General features: G+C 69.3%; 19 protein-coding genes. 5 read left to right on the plus strand and 14 right to left on the minus strand.

From position 1 onward, the window contains the following. Nucleotides 1–3 precede the first annotated feature (3 nt). The 7 genes from DSM104443_RS03645 to bioB all read right to left on the minus strand — a co-directional run bounded on the left by DSM104443_RS03645 (nucleotide 4) and on the right by bioB (nucleotide 6,557). A complete protein-coding gene (locus tag DSM104443_RS03645) occupies nucleotides 4–1,344 on the minus strand; it encodes a CmpA/NrtA family ABC transporter substrate-binding protein (RefSeq protein WP_171089545.1) in 1,341 nt (446 codons plus the stop codon). 103 nt (nucleotides 1,345–1,447) lie between these two features. After that, the gene (locus DSM104443_RS03650; protein WP_171089547.1) at nucleotides 1,448–2,107 is read right to left on the minus strand and encodes an HAD hydrolase-like protein; all 660 of its coding nucleotides are present in this window, start codon (nucleotides 2,105–2,107) and stop codon (nucleotides 1,448–1,450) included. Beyond that, on the minus strand, nucleotides 2,104–2,787 hold the full coding sequence (gene bioD, locus DSM104443_RS03655) for a dethiobiotin synthase (RefSeq protein WP_171089549.1): 684 nt from the start codon (nucleotides 2,785–2,787) through the stop codon (nucleotides 2,104–2,106). The genes DSM104443_RS03650 and bioD overlap by 4 nt, the downstream gene beginning before the upstream one ends. After that, nucleotides 2,784–3,656, minus strand: coding sequence for a malonyl-ACP O-methyltransferase BioC (bioC, locus tag DSM104443_RS03660; RefSeq protein ID WP_171089551.1), 873 nt, complete (start codon nucleotides 3,654–3,656; stop codon nucleotides 2,784–2,786). Before bioC ends, bioD begins: the two co-directional genes overlap by 4 nt. Next, nucleotides 3,649–4,410 (minus strand): pimeloyl-ACP methyl ester esterase BioH, encoded by a 762-nt coding sequence (gene bioH / locus DSM104443_RS03665; RefSeq protein ID WP_171089553.1) that lies wholly within the window; start codon nucleotides 4,408–4,410, stop codon nucleotides 3,649–3,651. Before bioH ends, bioC begins: the two co-directional genes overlap by 8 nt. After that, nucleotides 4,407–5,573: an 8-amino-7-oxononanoate synthase gene (gene bioF / locus DSM104443_RS03670; RefSeq protein ID WP_246232502.1), complete on the minus strand. Its 1,167-nt coding sequence runs from the start codon at nucleotides 5,571–5,573 to the stop codon at nucleotides 4,407–4,409. Before bioF ends, bioH begins: the two co-directional genes overlap by 4 nt. A gap of 3 nt (nucleotides 5,574–5,576) precedes the next feature. Continuing rightward, nucleotides 5,577–6,557 carry a biotin synthase BioB gene (gene bioB, locus DSM104443_RS03675; protein ID WP_281359545.1) on the minus strand — a complete coding sequence of 327 codons (981 nt, stop codon included), beginning with the start codon at nucleotides 6,555–6,557 and terminating at the stop codon, nucleotides 5,577–5,579. A gap of 163 nt (nucleotides 6,558–6,720) precedes the next feature. Between bioB and DSM104443_RS03680 the strand changes: the two genes are divergently transcribed. Both DSM104443_RS03680 and DSM104443_RS03685 read left to right on the plus strand, forming a co-directional pair. Beyond that, complete coding sequence (locus tag DSM104443_RS03680; RefSeq protein WP_171089557.1) at nucleotides 6,721–7,278, plus strand: ComF family protein; 558 nt, start codon at nucleotides 6,721–6,723, stop codon at nucleotides 7,276–7,278. Nucleotides 7,279–7,280: 2 nt separating this feature from the next. Next, entirely contained in the window at nucleotides 7,281–7,745 is a 465-nt protein-coding gene (locus DSM104443_RS03685; protein WP_171089559.1) for a tRNA (cytidine(34)-2'-O)-methyltransferase, read from the plus strand. 4 nt (nucleotides 7,746–7,749) lie between these two features. Here DSM104443_RS03685 and DSM104443_RS03690 read toward each other — a convergent pair whose 3' ends face one another. The 7 genes from DSM104443_RS03690 to DSM104443_RS03720 are packed head-to-tail and all read right to left on the minus strand — an operon-like array spanning nucleotide 7,750 to nucleotide 11,443. Continuing rightward, a complete protein-coding gene (locus tag DSM104443_RS03690; RefSeq protein WP_171089561.1) occupies nucleotides 7,750–8,730 on the minus strand; it encodes an NAD(P)H-dependent glycerol-3-phosphate dehydrogenase in 981 nt (326 codons plus the stop codon). A gap of 4 nt (nucleotides 8,731–8,734) precedes the next feature. Beyond that, entirely contained in the window at nucleotides 8,735–9,187 is a 453-nt protein-coding gene (locus DSM104443_RS03695; RefSeq protein ID WP_171089563.1) for an SH3 domain-containing protein, read from the minus strand. A gap of 2 nt (nucleotides 9,188–9,189) precedes the next feature. Then, a complete protein-coding gene (gene secB, locus DSM104443_RS03700; RefSeq protein WP_171089565.1) occupies nucleotides 9,190–9,660 on the minus strand; it encodes a protein-export chaperone SecB in 471 nt (156 codons plus the stop codon). A gap of 40 nt (nucleotides 9,661–9,700) precedes the next feature. Further along, a complete protein-coding gene (grxC, locus tag DSM104443_RS03705) occupies nucleotides 9,701–9,958 on the minus strand; it encodes a glutaredoxin 3 (RefSeq protein ID WP_171089567.1) in 258 nt (85 codons plus the stop codon). Nucleotides 9,959–9,960: 2 nt separating this feature from the next. Continuing rightward, nucleotides 9,961–10,380, minus strand: a complete 420-nt coding sequence (locus tag DSM104443_RS03710) for a rhodanese-like domain-containing protein (protein WP_171089569.1) — start codon at nucleotides 10,378–10,380, stop codon at nucleotides 9,961–9,963. Nucleotides 10,381–10,424: 44 nt separating this feature from the next. Then, nucleotides 10,425–10,742, minus strand: coding sequence for an AzlD domain-containing protein (locus DSM104443_RS03715; protein ID WP_171089572.1), 318 nt, complete (start codon nucleotides 10,740–10,742; stop codon nucleotides 10,425–10,427). Next, nucleotides 10,739–11,443 (minus strand): AzlC family ABC transporter permease, encoded by a 705-nt coding sequence (locus DSM104443_RS03720; protein ID WP_171089573.1) that lies wholly within the window; start codon nucleotides 11,441–11,443, stop codon nucleotides 10,739–10,741. The genes DSM104443_RS03715 and DSM104443_RS03720 overlap by 4 nt, the downstream gene beginning before the upstream one ends. A 54-nt stretch (nucleotides 11,444–11,497) precedes the next feature. Between DSM104443_RS03720 and gpmA the strand changes: the two genes are divergently transcribed. The 3 genes from gpmA to DSM104443_RS03735 all read left to right on the plus strand — a co-directional run bounded on the left by gpmA (nucleotide 11,498) and on the right by DSM104443_RS03735 (nucleotide 15,026). After that, nucleotides 11,498–12,244, plus strand: coding sequence for a 2,3-diphosphoglycerate-dependent phosphoglycerate mutase (gpmA, locus tag DSM104443_RS03725; RefSeq protein WP_171089575.1), 747 nt, complete (start codon nucleotides 11,498–11,500; stop codon nucleotides 12,242–12,244). A gap of 4 nt (nucleotides 12,245–12,248) precedes the next feature. Further along, on the plus strand, nucleotides 12,249–13,481 hold the full coding sequence (locus DSM104443_RS03730) for a murein hydrolase activator EnvC family protein (RefSeq protein WP_171089577.1): 1,233 nt from the start codon (nucleotides 12,249–12,251) through the stop codon (nucleotides 13,479–13,481). Between the two features lie 75 nt (nucleotides 13,482–13,556). Next, nucleotides 13,557–15,026: a S41 family peptidase gene (locus tag DSM104443_RS03735; RefSeq protein WP_171089578.1), complete on the plus strand. Its 1,470-nt coding sequence runs from the start codon at nucleotides 13,557–13,559 to the stop codon at nucleotides 15,024–15,026. Nucleotides 15,027–15,046 lie beyond the last annotated feature (20 nt).

Raw genomic sequence — 15,046 nt, forward strand, 5'->3', positions numbered from 1 at the left:
ATCTCAGGCCTTCTTTATGGCGAAGCTTTGCACGTACGCCTCCGGCTTCGACGCGTCGAAGGGCTTGCCCATCACGATGATCTTCTTCGGCATGTCGGCGGGAGAGGCGATGCCTTCCTCCTTCATGCGCTTCTTCGCGTCCGTCATGAGGTAGACCTGGTCGACGATGCTCTTGTACTGCACGTCGCCCTTCACGTAGCCCCAGCGCTTCATCTGCGTGAGGATCCACACTCCGAGCGCGTTCCACGGCACCGGGTCGAACTCGATGCGGTTGGGGACCGTCTTCACGTTGCCCAGGCCGTCGGCGTACTTGCCGGTGAGCACCTGTTCCAGCACCGGCACGGGCTGGTTCAGGTAATTCGCGGGCGCGATGGCGTTGGCGATGGTCGTGCGGTTCTCGGGACCGGCGGCCATGGCCGCGGCATTGAGCACGGCCCGGTACATCGCCGCGAAGGTGTTCGGGTTCTCCTTCACCCACTCGGTGCGCACGCCGAAGGAGCAGCACGGGTGGCCGTCCCAGATCTCCTTCGTGAGGAGGTGGATGAAGCCGATCTGGTCGTACACGGCGCGCTGGTTGAACGGATCGGGGCCGAGGTAGCCATCGAGATTGTCGGCGCGCAGGTTGGCCACCATCTCGGGCGGCGGCACGACGCGGATCTGGACGTCCTTGTCCGGGTCGAGCCCGTGCTCCGCAAGGTAGTAGCGCAGCAGGAAGTTGTGCATCGAGTACTCGAAGGGCACGGCGAACTTGAAGCCCTTCCACTGCTTCGGGTCGCGCTTGTCCTTGTGCTTCATGGCGAGCGTGATCGCCTGGCCGTTCGAGTTCTGGATCGTGGCCACGTTCATCGGCAGCGCGCTGGAGCCCACGCCGAGCGAGATGGCGAGCGGCATCGGGGCCAGCATGTGCGAAGCGTCGTACTCCTTGTTCATCACCTTGTCGCGGATCAGCGCCCAGCCGGCGGTCTTCTGCAGCGTGACGTTGAGGCCCTGCTTCTCGTAGAAGCCCAGGGGCAGCGACATGATGAGCGGCGTGGCGCACGTGATCGGGATGAAGCCGATCTTCACGTCCTTCTTCTCGAGCTTGCCCTTCTCCTGCGCCATGGCCTGCAGCGCGCCCAGCGGGAAGAGGCTCGCGATCGCGCCCATCGCCGTGTTGGCGCCGACGGCGCGCAGGAAGCGGCGGCGCTCGGCATCGCGCGGGAAGAGGGCCTTCAGGACGGCAGTCTCGATCGCGCGCTCGGACAACCGTGCGGCATCGGCCTCGTGCGCAGCTTGCGACGCGTGGGCGCCGCAGGTGCAGGCGAGGCGAGCGTTCGGATCGTAGGGATTCTTGAACAGGCTCATCGGACCTCCCGGGGATATCGGGGAAGCAGTGAGCAGCAAGCGTGCCAGCGGCGGTTACGGGGCGGGCAGGAAGCGCGCGCGGCCCCTGCGCACAATCGCGGTGCTAGGCGAGGTGCGCGCGGACCAGTTTGGTGCGGAGCGCCTCTGGGGATTCGGCGAGATCGTGCGCTCCGGCATCGAGCAGCTCCGAGCGGCTGCCGTATCCCCACAGCGCACCCAGGCCGCGCAGGCCGTGGAGCTTCGCCGCCGACATGTCCACGCCGCGGTCGCCGACCATGGCGATGTCGTGTCCTCCCTGCATCGCATGCGTCGCGAGCAGGTGGGCGAGGAGGTCGCGCTTGTCCTCTCGCGTGCCGTCGAGCTCGCAGCCGTGCACGGCCTCGAAGTGCGCGTCGAACCCGAAGTGGCGCACGATCCGGTCGGCGTAGACGAGGGGCTTGGAGGTCGCGACGAAGAGCCGCGTGCCGGAGCCCTGCAGCGCAGTGAGCAGCTCGGCGATGCCGTCGTACGGAGCGTTCTCGAACAGGCCGACGTCGGCGAAGCGCTCGCGGTAATGCGCGAGCGCCTGCTCGACCGTCTCGCGCCGGTCCTCGCCCAACAGCTTTGCCAGCGATGCGCGCAGCGGCGGGCCGATCGCGAAGCACAAGTCGTCCAGTGGTGGCGGCTCGCGTCCCATGCGTTCCAGCGCGTGCGCGATGCTGCGCGTGATGCCCTCGCGCGGATCGGTGAGCGTGCCGTCCAGGTCGAAGAGGACGGCTTTCATGGCAGCAGCGAGCTCACGTCGAGGTGGCGCGACAGGCGTTCGGCATCCGGCGCCCGTTGGTGCGGAAGGATGCCGAGCAGCGGAGCCTGCAGCCGCTCGCGCAGTGTCGCGATGTTTTCCTCCAGCACGGGCATGGCGGGGTCGATCGTGTTCGCGATCCAGCCGGCGAGTGGCAGGCCCTCGGCCGCGATGGCGAGCTCCGTGAGGAGCGCGTGGTTGAGGCAACCCAGGCGCATTCCGACTACGAGCACGACGGGTAGCCCCATCTCGCGCGCGAGATCGGATGCGTCGAACCCTGCCGCGAGGGGAACCCTGAAGCCGCCCACGCCCTCGACCACCGCGAAGTCGCCGCGACTTGCGAGCCGTTCGAAGGCGGCGAAGATCGTCTTGCGTTCGATGCGCACGCCTTCGCGTTGCGCGGCGATGTGCGGGGCCATCGGCTCGGTGAGCAGGATCGGCGTCACGTCGCCGAGCGCGTCATCGCTCCAGCCGGCCGCGCGCAGGAGGGCCACGCTGTCTTCGTTGGCGAGGCGGCCGTCGATCGGGGATGCGCCCGCGGCCACCGGTTTCATCGGTGCGACGCGCATGCCGCGAGCGCGGAGCGCGTGGACGAGCGCGCAGGCGGCGACGGTCTTGCCGACGCCGGTATCCGTCCCGGTGACGAAGACGCCGCGCCTCATCGGGGCGAGCGCTGGAAGTCGATCACCTGGCGGCCGTCCGCGAGCTTGCGCGGCGGCACCTTCCACGCGTGGCCGTAGATGATCTCGTGCGTGGCGGGCAGCGCGCCGCCGCGGCGCAGCGTCTCGTAGTGCGCGGCCATCCGCTTCCAGCGCGCGCGCCCCGCGAGGCCGCGGGATCGATGCGCGGCGGCGTTGTGCGCGCCGATCGCCTTCAGGTCGCGCGCGACCGCCTCCACGGTGTCGTACTCCACGGTGATGATGTCCATCTCCATCACGGGATCGGACAGCCCGGCGTGCACCAGCGCGTCGCCCAGGTCGTGCATGTCGATGAAGGTGTGCACATGCGGTCCGGCGTCGGCGGCGCGGAACGACTCGCGCAGCTCTTTCAGCGTATCGGGTCCGAACGTGGAGAAGAGGAAGAGCCCGCCGGGCTCCAGCACGCGAGAGACCTCCGCGAAGACGAGCTCCGGGCGGCACCACTGCAGCGCGAGGTTGGAGAACACGAGCTGGGCGCTGCCTGTCGCGAACGGCAGGCGCTCCGCATCGGCGCAGACGAGCCGGGGCTTGCCACCCATCACGCGCCTCCACCACGACGTGCGGCGCGAGGCCAGATCCAGCATCGAGGGCGCGAGGTCCACGCCCACGAGCGCCGCGCGCGGGAAGCGCTGGCCGAGGCCTTCGAACGAGGCGCCGGTGCCGCAACCCAGGTCGACCACGAGCGAGGGTCCGACGCGGATCGGGTCGAGGTGCTCGAGCAGGCGATCGCCGACCTCGCGCTGCAGCACCGCACTCTCGTCGTACTGCCGGGCCGCGCGGTCGAACGAACGGCGGATGGCGCGCTTCTCGAGCGGCGCCGGTGCGTCAGGCATTCACGGCCTCCAGCGCGGAGACGAAGGCCTCGGGATGCGAGATGAACGGCAGGTGCGCGGCGTCGGCGATCTCCACCAGGCTCGCGTCGTGCAGGTTCTCCGCGAGCCAGCGCCCGGCCGCGATCGGTGCCAGCGCATCGCGGGCTCCGTGCACGACGATCGAACGCTGGGCGATCGACGGCGCGTCCTCGCGCAGGTCGGTATCTCGGACGATCGCGAGTCCGGCGTCGAGCGCGCTCGGGTCCGGCGCGCCTCGCGACAGCAGCTCCGCGGCGAGCGCGCGCATCGCGGGCCGGCTGTTGGCGCCGCCCAGCGCGTTCAGCGCGACAAAGGTCTTCAGCGTCGCCTCGAAGTCGGTGCGCAGCCCCGCGGCGAACCCGGCGAGCGTCTCCAGCTTCATCGCATGCGGCCAGTCGCGGCGCTCGACGAAGCAGGGTGTCGTGCTCACGAGCGCCAGCGCGCGCACTCGCGCCGGATAACGGAGCGCGATGCGTTGCGCGAGCAAGCCGCCGAGCGACCAGCCGCAGAGCAGCGATCCCGAGGGGATCACCGCGGCGAGCTCGTCGACGGCCTCGTCCAGGCCCCGCAGCGGCATGAACGACGAGTAGCCATGACCCGGGAGGTCGAACGCATGCACGCGGAATTTCCGGGTCAGCGTCTCGACGAGCGGATTCCACACGCCGCCGTGCACGCCCCAGCCGTGGAGCAGCACGAGATCGGGGCCGGCCCCGACGGGCTTCACGTAGGGCGTCATGGGCGGAGCGCCGCTGCGAGCGCGGCGACCAGTGCTTGCACGTCCTCGGTGCGGTGCGCGGCGCTGAGCGAGACGCGCAACCGCGAGGTGCCTTCGGGCACCGTGGGGGGCCGGATGGCGGGCACGAGGAATCCGGCATCGTTCAGGCGCGAGGCGACCTCGAGCGCGCGCTGCGCATCGCCGAGCGGCAGCGGCTGGATGGCGGTCTGCGATTCGCCCAGGGCAATTCCCGCGGCGGAGCACGCGCTCCGGAATTGCGCGATGCGCGCATGCAGGGTGCCCACGACTCCGGGCTCCCGATCGATGAGATCCATCGCGGCAATGGCGGCGCTCGCGGCCATCGGCGGAAGGGCGGTCGAATAGATATAGGTGCGCGCCCGTTGCACGAGCCAGTCCACGAGTCCCGCCTCGCCCGCGACGAACGCGCCGTAGCCCCCGAGCGCCTTGCCGAGCGTGGCCATGTAGACGATGCGCGGCGAGCGGAGCGTCGCGTGCTCGAGCGACCCATGGCCGCGCGCGCCGAGCACGCCGATGCCGTGGGCATCGTCGAGCACCAGCCACGCGTCGTGCGCTTCGCAGAGCTCGAGCAAACGCCCGAGCGGCGCCACGTCGCCGTCCATGCTGAAGACGGTGTCCGTGGCCACGATTCGCAGGGCGCACTTCGATTCGCGCAGCCGCTGCTCGAGTGCCTCCATGTCTCCGTGCGGATAGCGCGTGAAGGTCGCGCGCGACAGGTGCGCGCCGTCGGTGAGGCACGCGTGGTTCAGCTTGTCGGCGAAGATCTCCGCCGAACGGTCGGCGAGCGCGCCCAGGATGCCGAGGTTCGCGGCATAACCGCTCGCGAAGAGCAGGGCGCGCGGCAGGTCCACGAATCGCGCGAAGCGTTCCTCGGCCTCGCGATGGATGTCGAGGTAGCCCGAGACGAGCGGCGAGGCGCCCGCGCCCACGCCGTGCTCGTCGATCGAACGCTTCGCCGCCTCGCGCAGCGCCGGATGGTTGGCGAGGCCGAGATAGTCGTTGCTGGAGAAGTTGAGGAGCTCGCGGCCGCCCGAGCGGATTCGGGGACCCTGGGGTGTCGCGATGGCGCGGCGCGTGCGGCGGAGGCTGCGCTCGCCTGCCGCCTCGAGCCCGAGGACCAGCCGCTCGATGCCGGTGGTGCCCACGGCCTAGCCGTTGGCGATGCCGAGCGCGGCGAGGAGTGCGTCGTCGCGCGCGACGTCCGGGTTGCCCGTCGTGAGCAGCTTCTCGCCGTAGAAGATCGAATTGGCGCCGGCGAAGAAGCACAGCGCCTGCGTGGCCTCGTCCATCTCCTGGCGTCCCGCGGAGAGCCGCACCATGCTCTTCGGCATGAGGATGCGCGCCACCGCGATGGTGCGCACGAACTCCGTCCACGGCAGGCGTTCGGTTCCCGCGAGCGGCGTGCCTTCGACTTGGACCAGGTTGTTGATCGGCACCGACTCGGGCTGCGGATCGAGGCTCGCGAGCTGGGCGAGCAGGCCCGCGCGCTCGGAGCGCGTCTCGCCGAGGCCCACGATGCCGCCGCTGCACACGTGGACGCCGGCGCCGCGCACGCGATCGAGCGTATCGAGGCGGTCCTGGTAGTCGCGCGTGGTGATGATCTCGCCGTAGTACTCGGGCGCGGTGTCGAGGTTGTGGTTGTAGTAGTCGAGGCCTGCGTCGCGGAGTTGCTCCGCCTGGCCGTCCTTCAGCATGCCGAGCGTGCAGCAGGCTTCGAGGCCGAGCTTCTTCACCTCGCGCACCATCTCCAGCACCGGCTCCAGGTCGCGCTGCTTCGGCCCGCGCCACGCCGCGCCCATGCAGAAGCGCGTCGCGCCGTTGGCCTTGGCGGCGGTGGCGAAAGCGACGACATCGGCGAGCGGCAGCAGGTCCTGGTTGTCGATTCCCGTGTGATAGCGTGCCGCCTGCGGGCAATAGCCACAGTCCTCGGAACATCCGCCCGTCTTGATCGACAACAGCGTGGAGCGCTGCACGCGATTCGGATCGAAATGTTCGCGATGCGCGGTATGCGCGCGGAACAGCAGATCGTTGAAGGGGAGATCGAAGAGGCCGAGCGCCTCGGCGCGAAGGGCCTCGAGGCGGGGGTCGGCCGGGGCGGCCGGGGGATGGAAGCGGACGACGGTATCCACGGTGGCAAGATTGCTTATAAGGCCCTGATAATTCTGGATTTTTGTGTTCCTGTCAAATTCACCCTCCTCCTGGATCAGACGGTTGCCGCTTTTTTCAGCAAACGTGGCTCGGTGCGCCCTTTCCGCGGTCCCCCAGGATTGCCTCCTGTGCGGGGCGGAGAGCATGCCCAGCCTCGTATGCCAGCCCTGTGAGCACTCGCTTCCACGTCCGCCGCACCTGCCGGGCGAGGTCACCGCGGCCTTTTCATACGCCTTCCCGGTCGACGGCCTGGTGCACCGCTTCAAGTTCGGGCGGGATCTCGCGGTCGGCGCCTGGTTGGCGGGCCGCCTCGCCGATCGTGTCGCCGGCATCGGGGCGCCGGATGTCCTGGTGGTGCCGCCCCTTTCGCGCGCACGGCTCCGCGAGCGCGGCTTCAACCCGGCGTTGGAAATCGCGCGCCGTGTCAGCCGCGTCGTGAAGACCCGAGTCGACGGGCACGCCATCGAGCGCGTGCGCGACACCGCATCGCAGACCGGCCTCGACCGGCACGCACGCGCCGAGAACCTGCGCGGAGCCTTCCGCTGCGAGCGCGACTATCGCGGCCTTCACGTGGCGCTCGTCGACGATGTGTTCACCACGGGTGCCACGGCGGAGGCGCTCGGGGCATTGCTTCGCCGCCAGGGCGCGGCGCGAGTCGATGTGTGGGTGGTGGCTCGCACGCCGCTGCCGGGCGGGGGCTGACCGTGTTCCACGTCGTCCTGTACCAGCCCGAGATTCCGCCCAATACCGGCAATGTGATCCGCCTCTGCGCCAATACGGGCGCGCGCCTGCACCTGGTGCAGCCGCTCGGGTTCACGCTCGAGGACAAGCAACTGAAGCGCGCGGGCCTCGATTATCACGAGATGACGAACGTCCAGACGCACGTCGATTGGGCCGCGTGCCGCCGCGCCCTCGGCGAGAAGCGCATCTTCGCGGCGAGCACGCGCGGGGAAGTTGCGTATGCAGACGTGCGCTACGAAGCGGGCGACGCCTTCGTCTTCGGCGCGGAGACGGCGGGGCTTCCCGATGCGTTCCTCGAGGAATTCGATCCCGCGCGGCGATTGCGCCTGCCGATGCGGCCGGGCAATCGCAGCCTGAACCTCTCGAACGCGGTGGCGGTGGTGGTGTTCGAGGCCTGGCGCCAGCTCGGCTTCGACGGCGCGGCCTGACGGCCTACTCGGCCTTCGGGTCGCGCGCGAGCAGTTGCCGCACCGCGTCCGCGGGCACGCGGCCCTCGAAGAGCACGGCACAGATGGCGTCGGTGATCGGCATGTCGATCGAGCGGGCGCGAGCGAGGTCGCGCACGGGCTGCGCCGATTGCACGCCCTCGGCGACGTGGCCCAGCTCGCCGAGGATGACCTCCAGCGTTTTCCCGCTTGCGAGCCGCACGCCGACTTCGCGATTGCGCGAGAGGTCGCCGGTGCACGTGAGCACGAGGTCGCCCAGCCCGGTGAGCCCCATGAACGTCTCGCGCGTTCCGCCGAGCGCCACGCCGAGGCGCACGATTTCCGCGAGGCCACGCGTGACGAGCGCGGCGCGGGCGTTGCGTCCGAGGCCCAGGCCGTCGGCAATGCCGGCCGCGATGGCGATCACGTTCTTCACCGCGCCGCCCAGCTCGACGCCGGCCACGTCGGTGCTGGAGTAGATGCGCAGGCGCTCGCCGTTCAGCGCGGCGGACGTGGCCGTGGCGAAGGCTGCGTCCTTCGAGGCGAACACGATCGCCGTGGGTTGCCCGCGCGCGACTTCGAGCGCGAAGCTCGGCCCCGAGAGCGCACCGACGTGCGTGGCCCGAGGAAGAACCTCCGCGACAACCTCATGCGGCAGGCGGCTCGTGCCGCGCTCGAAGCCCTTGCACGCCCACGCGAGCTCCGGCGCGACCTCGAAGGCCGACACGGCCTTCAACGTCTCGCGCAGGCCCGAGGTGGCCGTGGCGACGACGATCAGTTGCGCATCACGGATCGCGGACTCGAGCGAAGCCTCGACGCGGATCGAATCCGGAAGCGGAATCTCGGGAAGGTAGCGGCTGCGCCGCGTGCTGGCGAGCGACTCGGCATCGGCGCGATCGCGGGCCCACAGGCACACCGAATGGCGCGACGAGAACGAAGCTGCAAGGGCCGATCCCCAGGCGCCGGCGCCGAGGATGGCGATCTTCACGCGCTCACAGGCCCCAGACGTGGGCCACGCGGATGTAGCCCTGCTGGCCGTCGCGATGGCGAACCTTGACCCATTCGTTCGCGGGCGGCTCGAGGACCTCGAGGAGCACCTGCTTGTACGCCTCGAAGACGAGCGGCGATTGCGCCGACGCGGCCGCGCGGATGTCGGCGAGCGGCACGGTGACAAGCGCCGTGCGGCGCTCGCCCAGCAGCCGGTTCTCGACCCACGCGACCTCGCCGCCCACGTCGCGCACCTTGGTCCACTGGTCCAACTTCACCAGGACCTCGAGCGGGTAGTGGCGGCTGGCGACGAAGAGCCGGTCGGCCTTCGACGACGGTGCGTCGTAGAGGACCGCGGGCTGCTCGCCGATGGTGCGGAACTCCGTGGCGCCCGCGCCGGCGGCCGCGAACGCCGCGAGGGCGAAGGCGAGCCGCGCGATCGGGCGCCCGGAGGCCATCGTCAGTGCGAGCTGGGGGTGATGATCGACGGGGCCACCGGAGCGGCGGACTCGGCGGCTTGCTGGTAGATCGACTCGAAGTTCACCGGGTTCAGCACGACCGGCGGGAAGCCGGCGCGCGACGTGAGGTCGGAGACGACCTCGCGCGCGTACGGGAACAGCAGGTTCGGGCAGGCGATGCCGAGGATCGGATCGAGATCCTGGCGCGGCACGTTGCGCACGACGAACACGCCGGCCTGGCCGACTTCCACCAGGAACAGCGTCTTGTCCTTCGACTTCGCCGTCACCGTGACGGTGAGGACGGTCATGTACACGTCCGTGTCGACCTGCGTGGAGTTGTGGTGCAGCTGGATGTCGACCGTCGGCACCTCGCGCTCGAGGAACACCTGCGGGGCGTTGGGGATCTCGAGGGAGATGTCCTTCACGAACAGCTTCTCGATTGAGAATTGCGGTTGGTTCTGCGCGTCGCTCATGAAACTTGCCTCTTGTTGTGGGACCGGAGTAGCGGCGCGCCTAGGCGGCGAGCAGCGGTTCGAGGCCGCCCGCCCGGTCGAGGGCGGCCAGGTCGTCGTACCCGCCGACATGGCGGTCGCCGACATAGATCTGGGGAACGGTGCGCCGGCCGGTGCGCTGCATCATCTCCTCGCGCCGCGCGGGCTCGAGGTCGACGCGCACCTTCTCGATGTCGGCCACGCCCTTGGCGCGCAGCAGCCGCTCGGCCATGAGGCAGTAGGGGCAGACCCCGGTCGCGTACATCACGATCTTGGGCACCGCTAGCGCTCCACGGGAAGGCTGGCCTGTTCCCAGGCGGCGAGCCCGCCCTTCAGCTGGAACACGTTGTTGAAGCCGAGCTTCTTCAGCGCGCGCGCGGCGGAGCTGGAGCGGTTGCCGTTGCGGCACGTGACCAGCACCGGCTTGTCCTTGAACTTCTGGATCTCGGAGGCGCGCTTCTCGAGCTCGGCGAGCGGGATGTGGCGCGCGCGCGGCAGGTGGCCGGCGGCGAAATCCTTGTCGTCGCGGATGTCGAGCACGAGCGTGGTCGGCTGGTTCATGAGGCGCGTGGCCTCGAGCGTGCCGAGTGCATCGCTGCCGCCGACGCCGGCGAGGCGGGAGAGTTCGGGCCAGACGAGCAGGACGCCGCTCGCGAGGAAGAGCGCGACGAGCGCGACGTTATTGAGGAGGAATTCGCCCACGGGGGCTTGGCACTTGCGGAAGGGGTGAAGCCCGAGATTTTACCTTATCGGAGGGCCCACTGGAGCACCCAGAGCGTCGCCATGCCGGTGGCGATGGTCGCCACGGCGTTGCGGGTCTGCGCGGCCACGGCCAGCGCCACCAGGCCCGCGATCCAGCGCGGGTTCGAGAACGTCGCGTCGAAGGTGCCCGCGGGCATGAAGAGCCCGGGTGCCACGATGGCGGCCAGCACCGCGGGGGGAACGAAGACCAGCGCCACGCGGAAGGCATGCGGGAACTTGTGGGGGTTGGCGAACAGGATGAAGGAAGCGCGCGTCAGGAACGTGACGAGCCCGACTCCCACGATCGCGAGCCACGTCGTCATCGCGTGCGGATCCGCTCGTAGATCACGCCGGCGGCGATGCCGGCGAGCGATCCCGCGATCAGCGCGAGGCGGTAGGGCAGGCCCGCGGCCACGAGCGCCACGACACCGGCCACGATCGCCGCCGCGAGGTCGGCGCGCGTGCGAAGGACCGGCGCCAGGATCGAGATGAAGGAGAGGACCACGACGAAGTCGAGCGACCAGGTCGTGGGCACCTGGGCTCCGGCCACCGCGCCCGCGATCACGGACGCCTGCCACGTCACGAACAGGGTGAGGCCGAACCCGATGTAGTGCCACTCGCGGTTCGCCGTGTCGCCCGGCTCGCTGAAGCGCTTCACGCCGATCGCGAAGCCCTGGTCGGTCATGAGATACGACATCAGGACGCGCCAACGCAGGGAGAGGTGCGCCACGTGCGGCGAAATCGCGGCGCTGTACATGAGGTGGCGCAGGCTCAGCACCGCCGCCGCGATGAGCACGACGGGCAGTGGCGAGCCGGCCGCGAGCAGCTGCGCGGTGACGAGCTGCGCGATCCCGGAGAACGTGGAGAGCGAGAGCGCCACGCTCTCGAAGGCCGTCATGCCCGCGGCCACGCAGGCCACGCCGGCCACGAACCCGAAGGGCACCGTGCCCGCGAGCATCGGAACGGCTTCGCGGCATCCCGCGAGGAACTCGCGGCGCGCGTCGGGCGTGGGGAACGGGTTCATTTCGGCGGCAAAAGCCGCAATTGTACGGGGCGCGCCTTTGCTAACATCGCATCCATGAAGAAGATCGTCCTGATTCGCCACGGCGAGAGCACGTGGAACAAGGAAAACCGCTTCACCGGCTGGGCCGACGTGGATCTCTCGCCCGCAGGCGTGGAGGAAGCGCAGGCCGCGGGCCGCCTGCTCAAGGCCGAGGGCTACGTGTTCGACATCGCGTTCACCTCGACGTTGAAGCGCGCGATCCGCACGCTGCACTTCGGCCTGGATGCGATGGACCTCGCGTGGATTCCTGAAGAGAAGCACTGGCGCCTGAACGAGCGGCACTACGGGGCGCTCACGGGCTTGAACAAGGCCGAGACCGCGCAGAAGTACGGCGATGCCCAGGTTCTCGTGTGGCGTCGCAGCTACGACATTCCGCCGCCGCTCATGGAGCCGGGCGATGCGGCGAATCCTGCCCGCGACGCGCGCTATGCGTCGCTGCGCCCGGACGAAGTGCCGCGCGGCGAATGCCTCAAGGACACCGTCGAGCGCGTCATGCCGTATTGGAACGAGCGCATCGTGCCCGCGGTGAAGTCCGGGCAGCGCGTGCTCGTCGCCGCGCACGGCAACAGCTTGCGCGCCCTCGTGAAGCACCTGGACGGCATCGCCGACGACAAGATCGTGGAGCTCAACATCCCGACCGCTCGTCCGCTCGTCTACGAGCTCGATGACGCGATGAAGCCCATCCGCAGCTACTACCTCGGCGATGCCGAGGAGATCGCGCGCGCCGCCGCGGCGGTCGCGAACCAGGGCAAAGCGAAATAGCGTGATGCGCCACGCGCGCCGTCTCACGGCGCTGGGGCTCGGGGCCGCGCTGCTCGCGGGCGTGCCCGCCGGTGCGGCCAGGAACGACGCGCCCACGAAGCCCGATGCCGCGGCGAAGTCCACGCAGAGCAAGGCCGAGCTGGAGGCGCTGCGCGGCCGCATCGACGCGTTGCAGAAGAACCTGAGCGCCGCGGAGGAATCGCGCGGCGAGGCCGCGGACCAGCTCCGCGAAAGCGAGAAGGCGGTGAGCGAGGCGCAGCGCTCGCTCTACGCGCTCGCGCAGCAGGCCAAGGCGACGCAGGGCGAGCTGGACGGGGTCGCGCAGCGCGAGCGCGCGGCCCGCGGGGCCCTTGCCGAGCAGGAGGCGCTCGCCGGCCAACTGTTACGCCTGCAATACTTCCAGGGCGCGCCCGATCGCCTGCGCATCCTGCTCGAGGGCCGAGATGCCGCGCAGGTCGCACGCCACCTCGAATATCTCGCCTACATCCAGCGTGCGCGCGCCGGGCTCATCTCCGATTTGCGCAAGGGCGCGGAAACGCTCGCCGGCCTGCAGCGCGAGGCGGCGGAGCGGCGCGAGCAGCTCGCGGCGAACCAGGCGGAGCAGGCGGGCGTCACGCGCCAGCTCGAGAACGAGCGTGCGACGCGCGCGGTGGCGCTGAAGCGCATCGCGGGCGAAGTGGCCAAGGGCAAGCGCGAGATCGACCGCCTGAAGAAGGACGAGGCGCGCCTCACGCGGCTCGTGGAGGAGCTAGCGCGCGCGCTCGCCGCGAAGCCCGCACCACCGCCCGCCAAGGGCAAGGGCAAGACCATCGACCAGGTGGCCGACGCGTCTCTCTCCGCGAAATCTTTCGTGACATTAAAAGGGCGGCTCAAGCTCCCGGTTCGGGGAGAATTGGTGAGCCGCTTCGGTGCGGCCCGCGAGGAAGGCGCCACGTGGAAAGGCCTCTTCATCCGCGCCGAGACCGGAGAGCCCGTACGCGCGGTCGCGGACGGCCAGGTGGTGTATTCCGACTGGCTTCGCGGCTTCGGCAACCTCTTGATCCTGGATCACGGGCGCCGATATATGAGCCTGTACGCCTACAACGACGGGTTGCTCCGCCAGGTTGGCGACACGGTGAAGAGCGGTGACACGATTGCAAACGTAGGGCAGTCGGGTGGAGCAGGGGAATCGGGTCTATACTTTGAATTGAGGCACGACGGACGCGCCTTCGACCCGTTGCAATGGGTAGCCCCTTAAGAGCATCCACGTCCGCTGCCAGGCGTATATCTCCTGAAACGAGATGCCCTCCCCACGGGCTAAAGGATGCGAAAGATGGCGAACAAATTCAAGCAAGCAGGTCTCGTGGCGCTCGGCGCCGCACTCGGCGTTGCCGCCAGCCTGCACTTCTCCGCGGTCGCCGACCGCCAGATGTCCACCCTGTCCCTGCCGGTCGATGACCTTCGCCTCTTCAGCGAGGTGTTCGGCCGCATCAAGAGCGACTACGTGGAACCGGTCGAGGACAAGAAGCTCCTCAAGGAAGCGATCAACGGAATGCTCACGGGGCTCGATCCCCATTCGGCATTCCTCGACCAGGAGGCGTATCGCGACCTCCAGGTCGGCACGCAGGGCGAATTCGGCGGCCTCGGCATCGAGGTCGGCGCCGAAGAGGGCTTCGTGAAGGTCGTGGCCCCGATCGAGGACACGCCCGCGTACCGCGCCGGCATCAAGGCCGGCGACCTCATCGTGAAGATCGACGAGACCTCGCTGAAAGGTGTCACGTTGTCGGATGCCGTGAAGAAGATGCGCGGCAAGCCCAATTCCGAAGTGAAGCTCACGGTGATGCGCAAGGACGAAGCGCAGCCGCTCGAGTTCACGCTGCGCCGCGACGTGATCCGCGTGAAGAGCGTGAAGGCCCGCATGCTGGAACCCGGCTACGGCCTCGTGCGCGTCACGCAGTTCCAGGAGCACACGGGCGAGAACCTCGTCACCGCCATCAACGACCTCTACAAGCAGTCGGGCGGCGAGATGAAGGGCCTCGTGCTGGACCTCCGCCTGAACCCGGGCGGGCTCCTCAATGCCGCCGTCGGCGTTTCCTCCGCCTTCCTGCCGAAGAACGCGCTCGTCGTCTACACCGACGGCCGCACGGACGACGCGAGAATGCGCCTCACCGCCACGAAGGAGAACTACGTGCGCGGCGCGTTCAAGGAGGACTACCTCAACAAGCTCCCGGCCGGCGTGAAGAACGTGCCGCTCGTGGTGCTGGTGAACGGCGCCTCGGCCTCGGCTTCCGAGATCGTCGCGGGCGCCCTGCAGGACCACAAGCGCGCCACCATCATCGGCACGCAGACCTTCGGCAAGGGCTCGGTGCAGACCATCCTGCCGCTGCCGAACAACCAGGCCGTGAAGCTCACGACGGCGCGCTACTACACGCCGGGCGGCCGCTCCATCCAGGCCAAGGGCATCGCGCCCGACATGGTGGTCGAGGACGCGAGCGAGACGCGCATCGTCCTTCGCGAGGCGGATCTCCAGCACCACCTCGCCGGCGAAGACGACGCCTCGGGACCGAAGGGCAACGCCAAGCCGGTCGACAAGATCATCGCGGGCCCGGCCACGGGCAAGGGCGCCACGGCGCCGCTCATCGCCAAGACCGCGCCGAAGGGCGACGCGAAAGGCGATGCGAAAGCGACCGATCCGAAGGACGCTGCCGCCAAGGACGCGAAGAAGGAAGACGTCCAGCTCAACGCGGCGATCAACTTCCTGAAAGGGCAGCCGCTCACGACGACCGCTGCGGTCACGAAGTAGATTCGGCCGCGCGGCCGGCA

This window comes from Usitatibacter rugosus (genome assembly GCF_013003965.1).
In the GTDB taxonomy this organism is placed as follows: domain Bacteria; phylum Pseudomonadota; class Gammaproteobacteria; order Burkholderiales; family Usitatibacteraceae; genus Usitatibacter; species Usitatibacter rugosus.

What these genes read in the sequence shown, in the direction of transcription:
- DSM104443_RS03645 (WP_171089545.1), bottom strand. Translation starts at nt 1,344, where the DNA reads ATGAGCCTGTTCAAGAATCCCTACGATCCGAACGCTCGCCTCGCCTGC.
- DSM104443_RS03650 (WP_171089547.1), bottom strand. Translation starts at nt 2,107, where the DNA reads ATGAAAGCCGTCCTCTTCGACCTGGACGGCACGCTCACCGATCCGCGC.
- bioD (WP_171089549.1), bottom strand. Translation starts at nt 2,787, where the DNA reads ATGAGGCGCGGCGTCTTCGTCACCGGGACGGATACCGGCGTCGGCAAG.
- bioC (WP_171089551.1), bottom strand. Translation starts at nt 3,656, where the DNA reads ATGCCTGACGCACCGGCGCCGCTCGAGAAGCGCGCCATCCGCCGTTCG.
- bioH (WP_171089553.1), bottom strand. Translation starts at nt 4,410, where the DNA reads ATGACGCCCTACGTGAAGCCCGTCGGGGCCGGCCCCGATCTCGTGCTG.
- DSM104443_RS03680 (WP_171089557.1), top strand. Translation starts at nt 6,721, where the DNA reads ATGCCCAGCCTCGTATGCCAGCCCTGTGAGCACTCGCTTCCACGTCCG.
- DSM104443_RS03695 (WP_171089563.1), bottom strand. Translation starts at nt 9,187, where the DNA reads ATGGCCTCCGGGCGCCCGATCGCGCGGCTCGCCTTCGCCCTCGCGGCG.
- secB (WP_171089565.1), bottom strand. Translation starts at nt 9,660, where the DNA reads ATGAGCGACGCGCAGAACCAACCGCAATTCTCAATCGAGAAGCTGTTC.
- DSM104443_RS03715 (WP_171089572.1), bottom strand. Translation starts at nt 10,742, where the DNA reads ATGACGACGTGGCTCGCGATCGTGGGAGTCGGGCTCGTCACGTTCCTG.
- DSM104443_RS03720 (WP_171089573.1), bottom strand. Translation starts at nt 11,443, where the DNA reads ATGAACCCGTTCCCCACGCCCGACGCGCGCCGCGAGTTCCTCGCGGGA.
- gpmA (WP_171089575.1), top strand. Translation starts at nt 11,498, where the DNA reads ATGAAGAAGATCGTCCTGATTCGCCACGGCGAGAGCACGTGGAACAAG.
- DSM104443_RS03730 (WP_171089577.1), top strand. Translation starts at nt 12,249, where the DNA reads ATGCGCCACGCGCGCCGTCTCACGGCGCTGGGGCTCGGGGCCGCGCTG.
- DSM104443_RS03735 (WP_171089578.1), top strand. Translation starts at nt 13,557, where the DNA reads ATGGCGAACAAATTCAAGCAAGCAGGTCTCGTGGCGCTCGGCGCCGCA.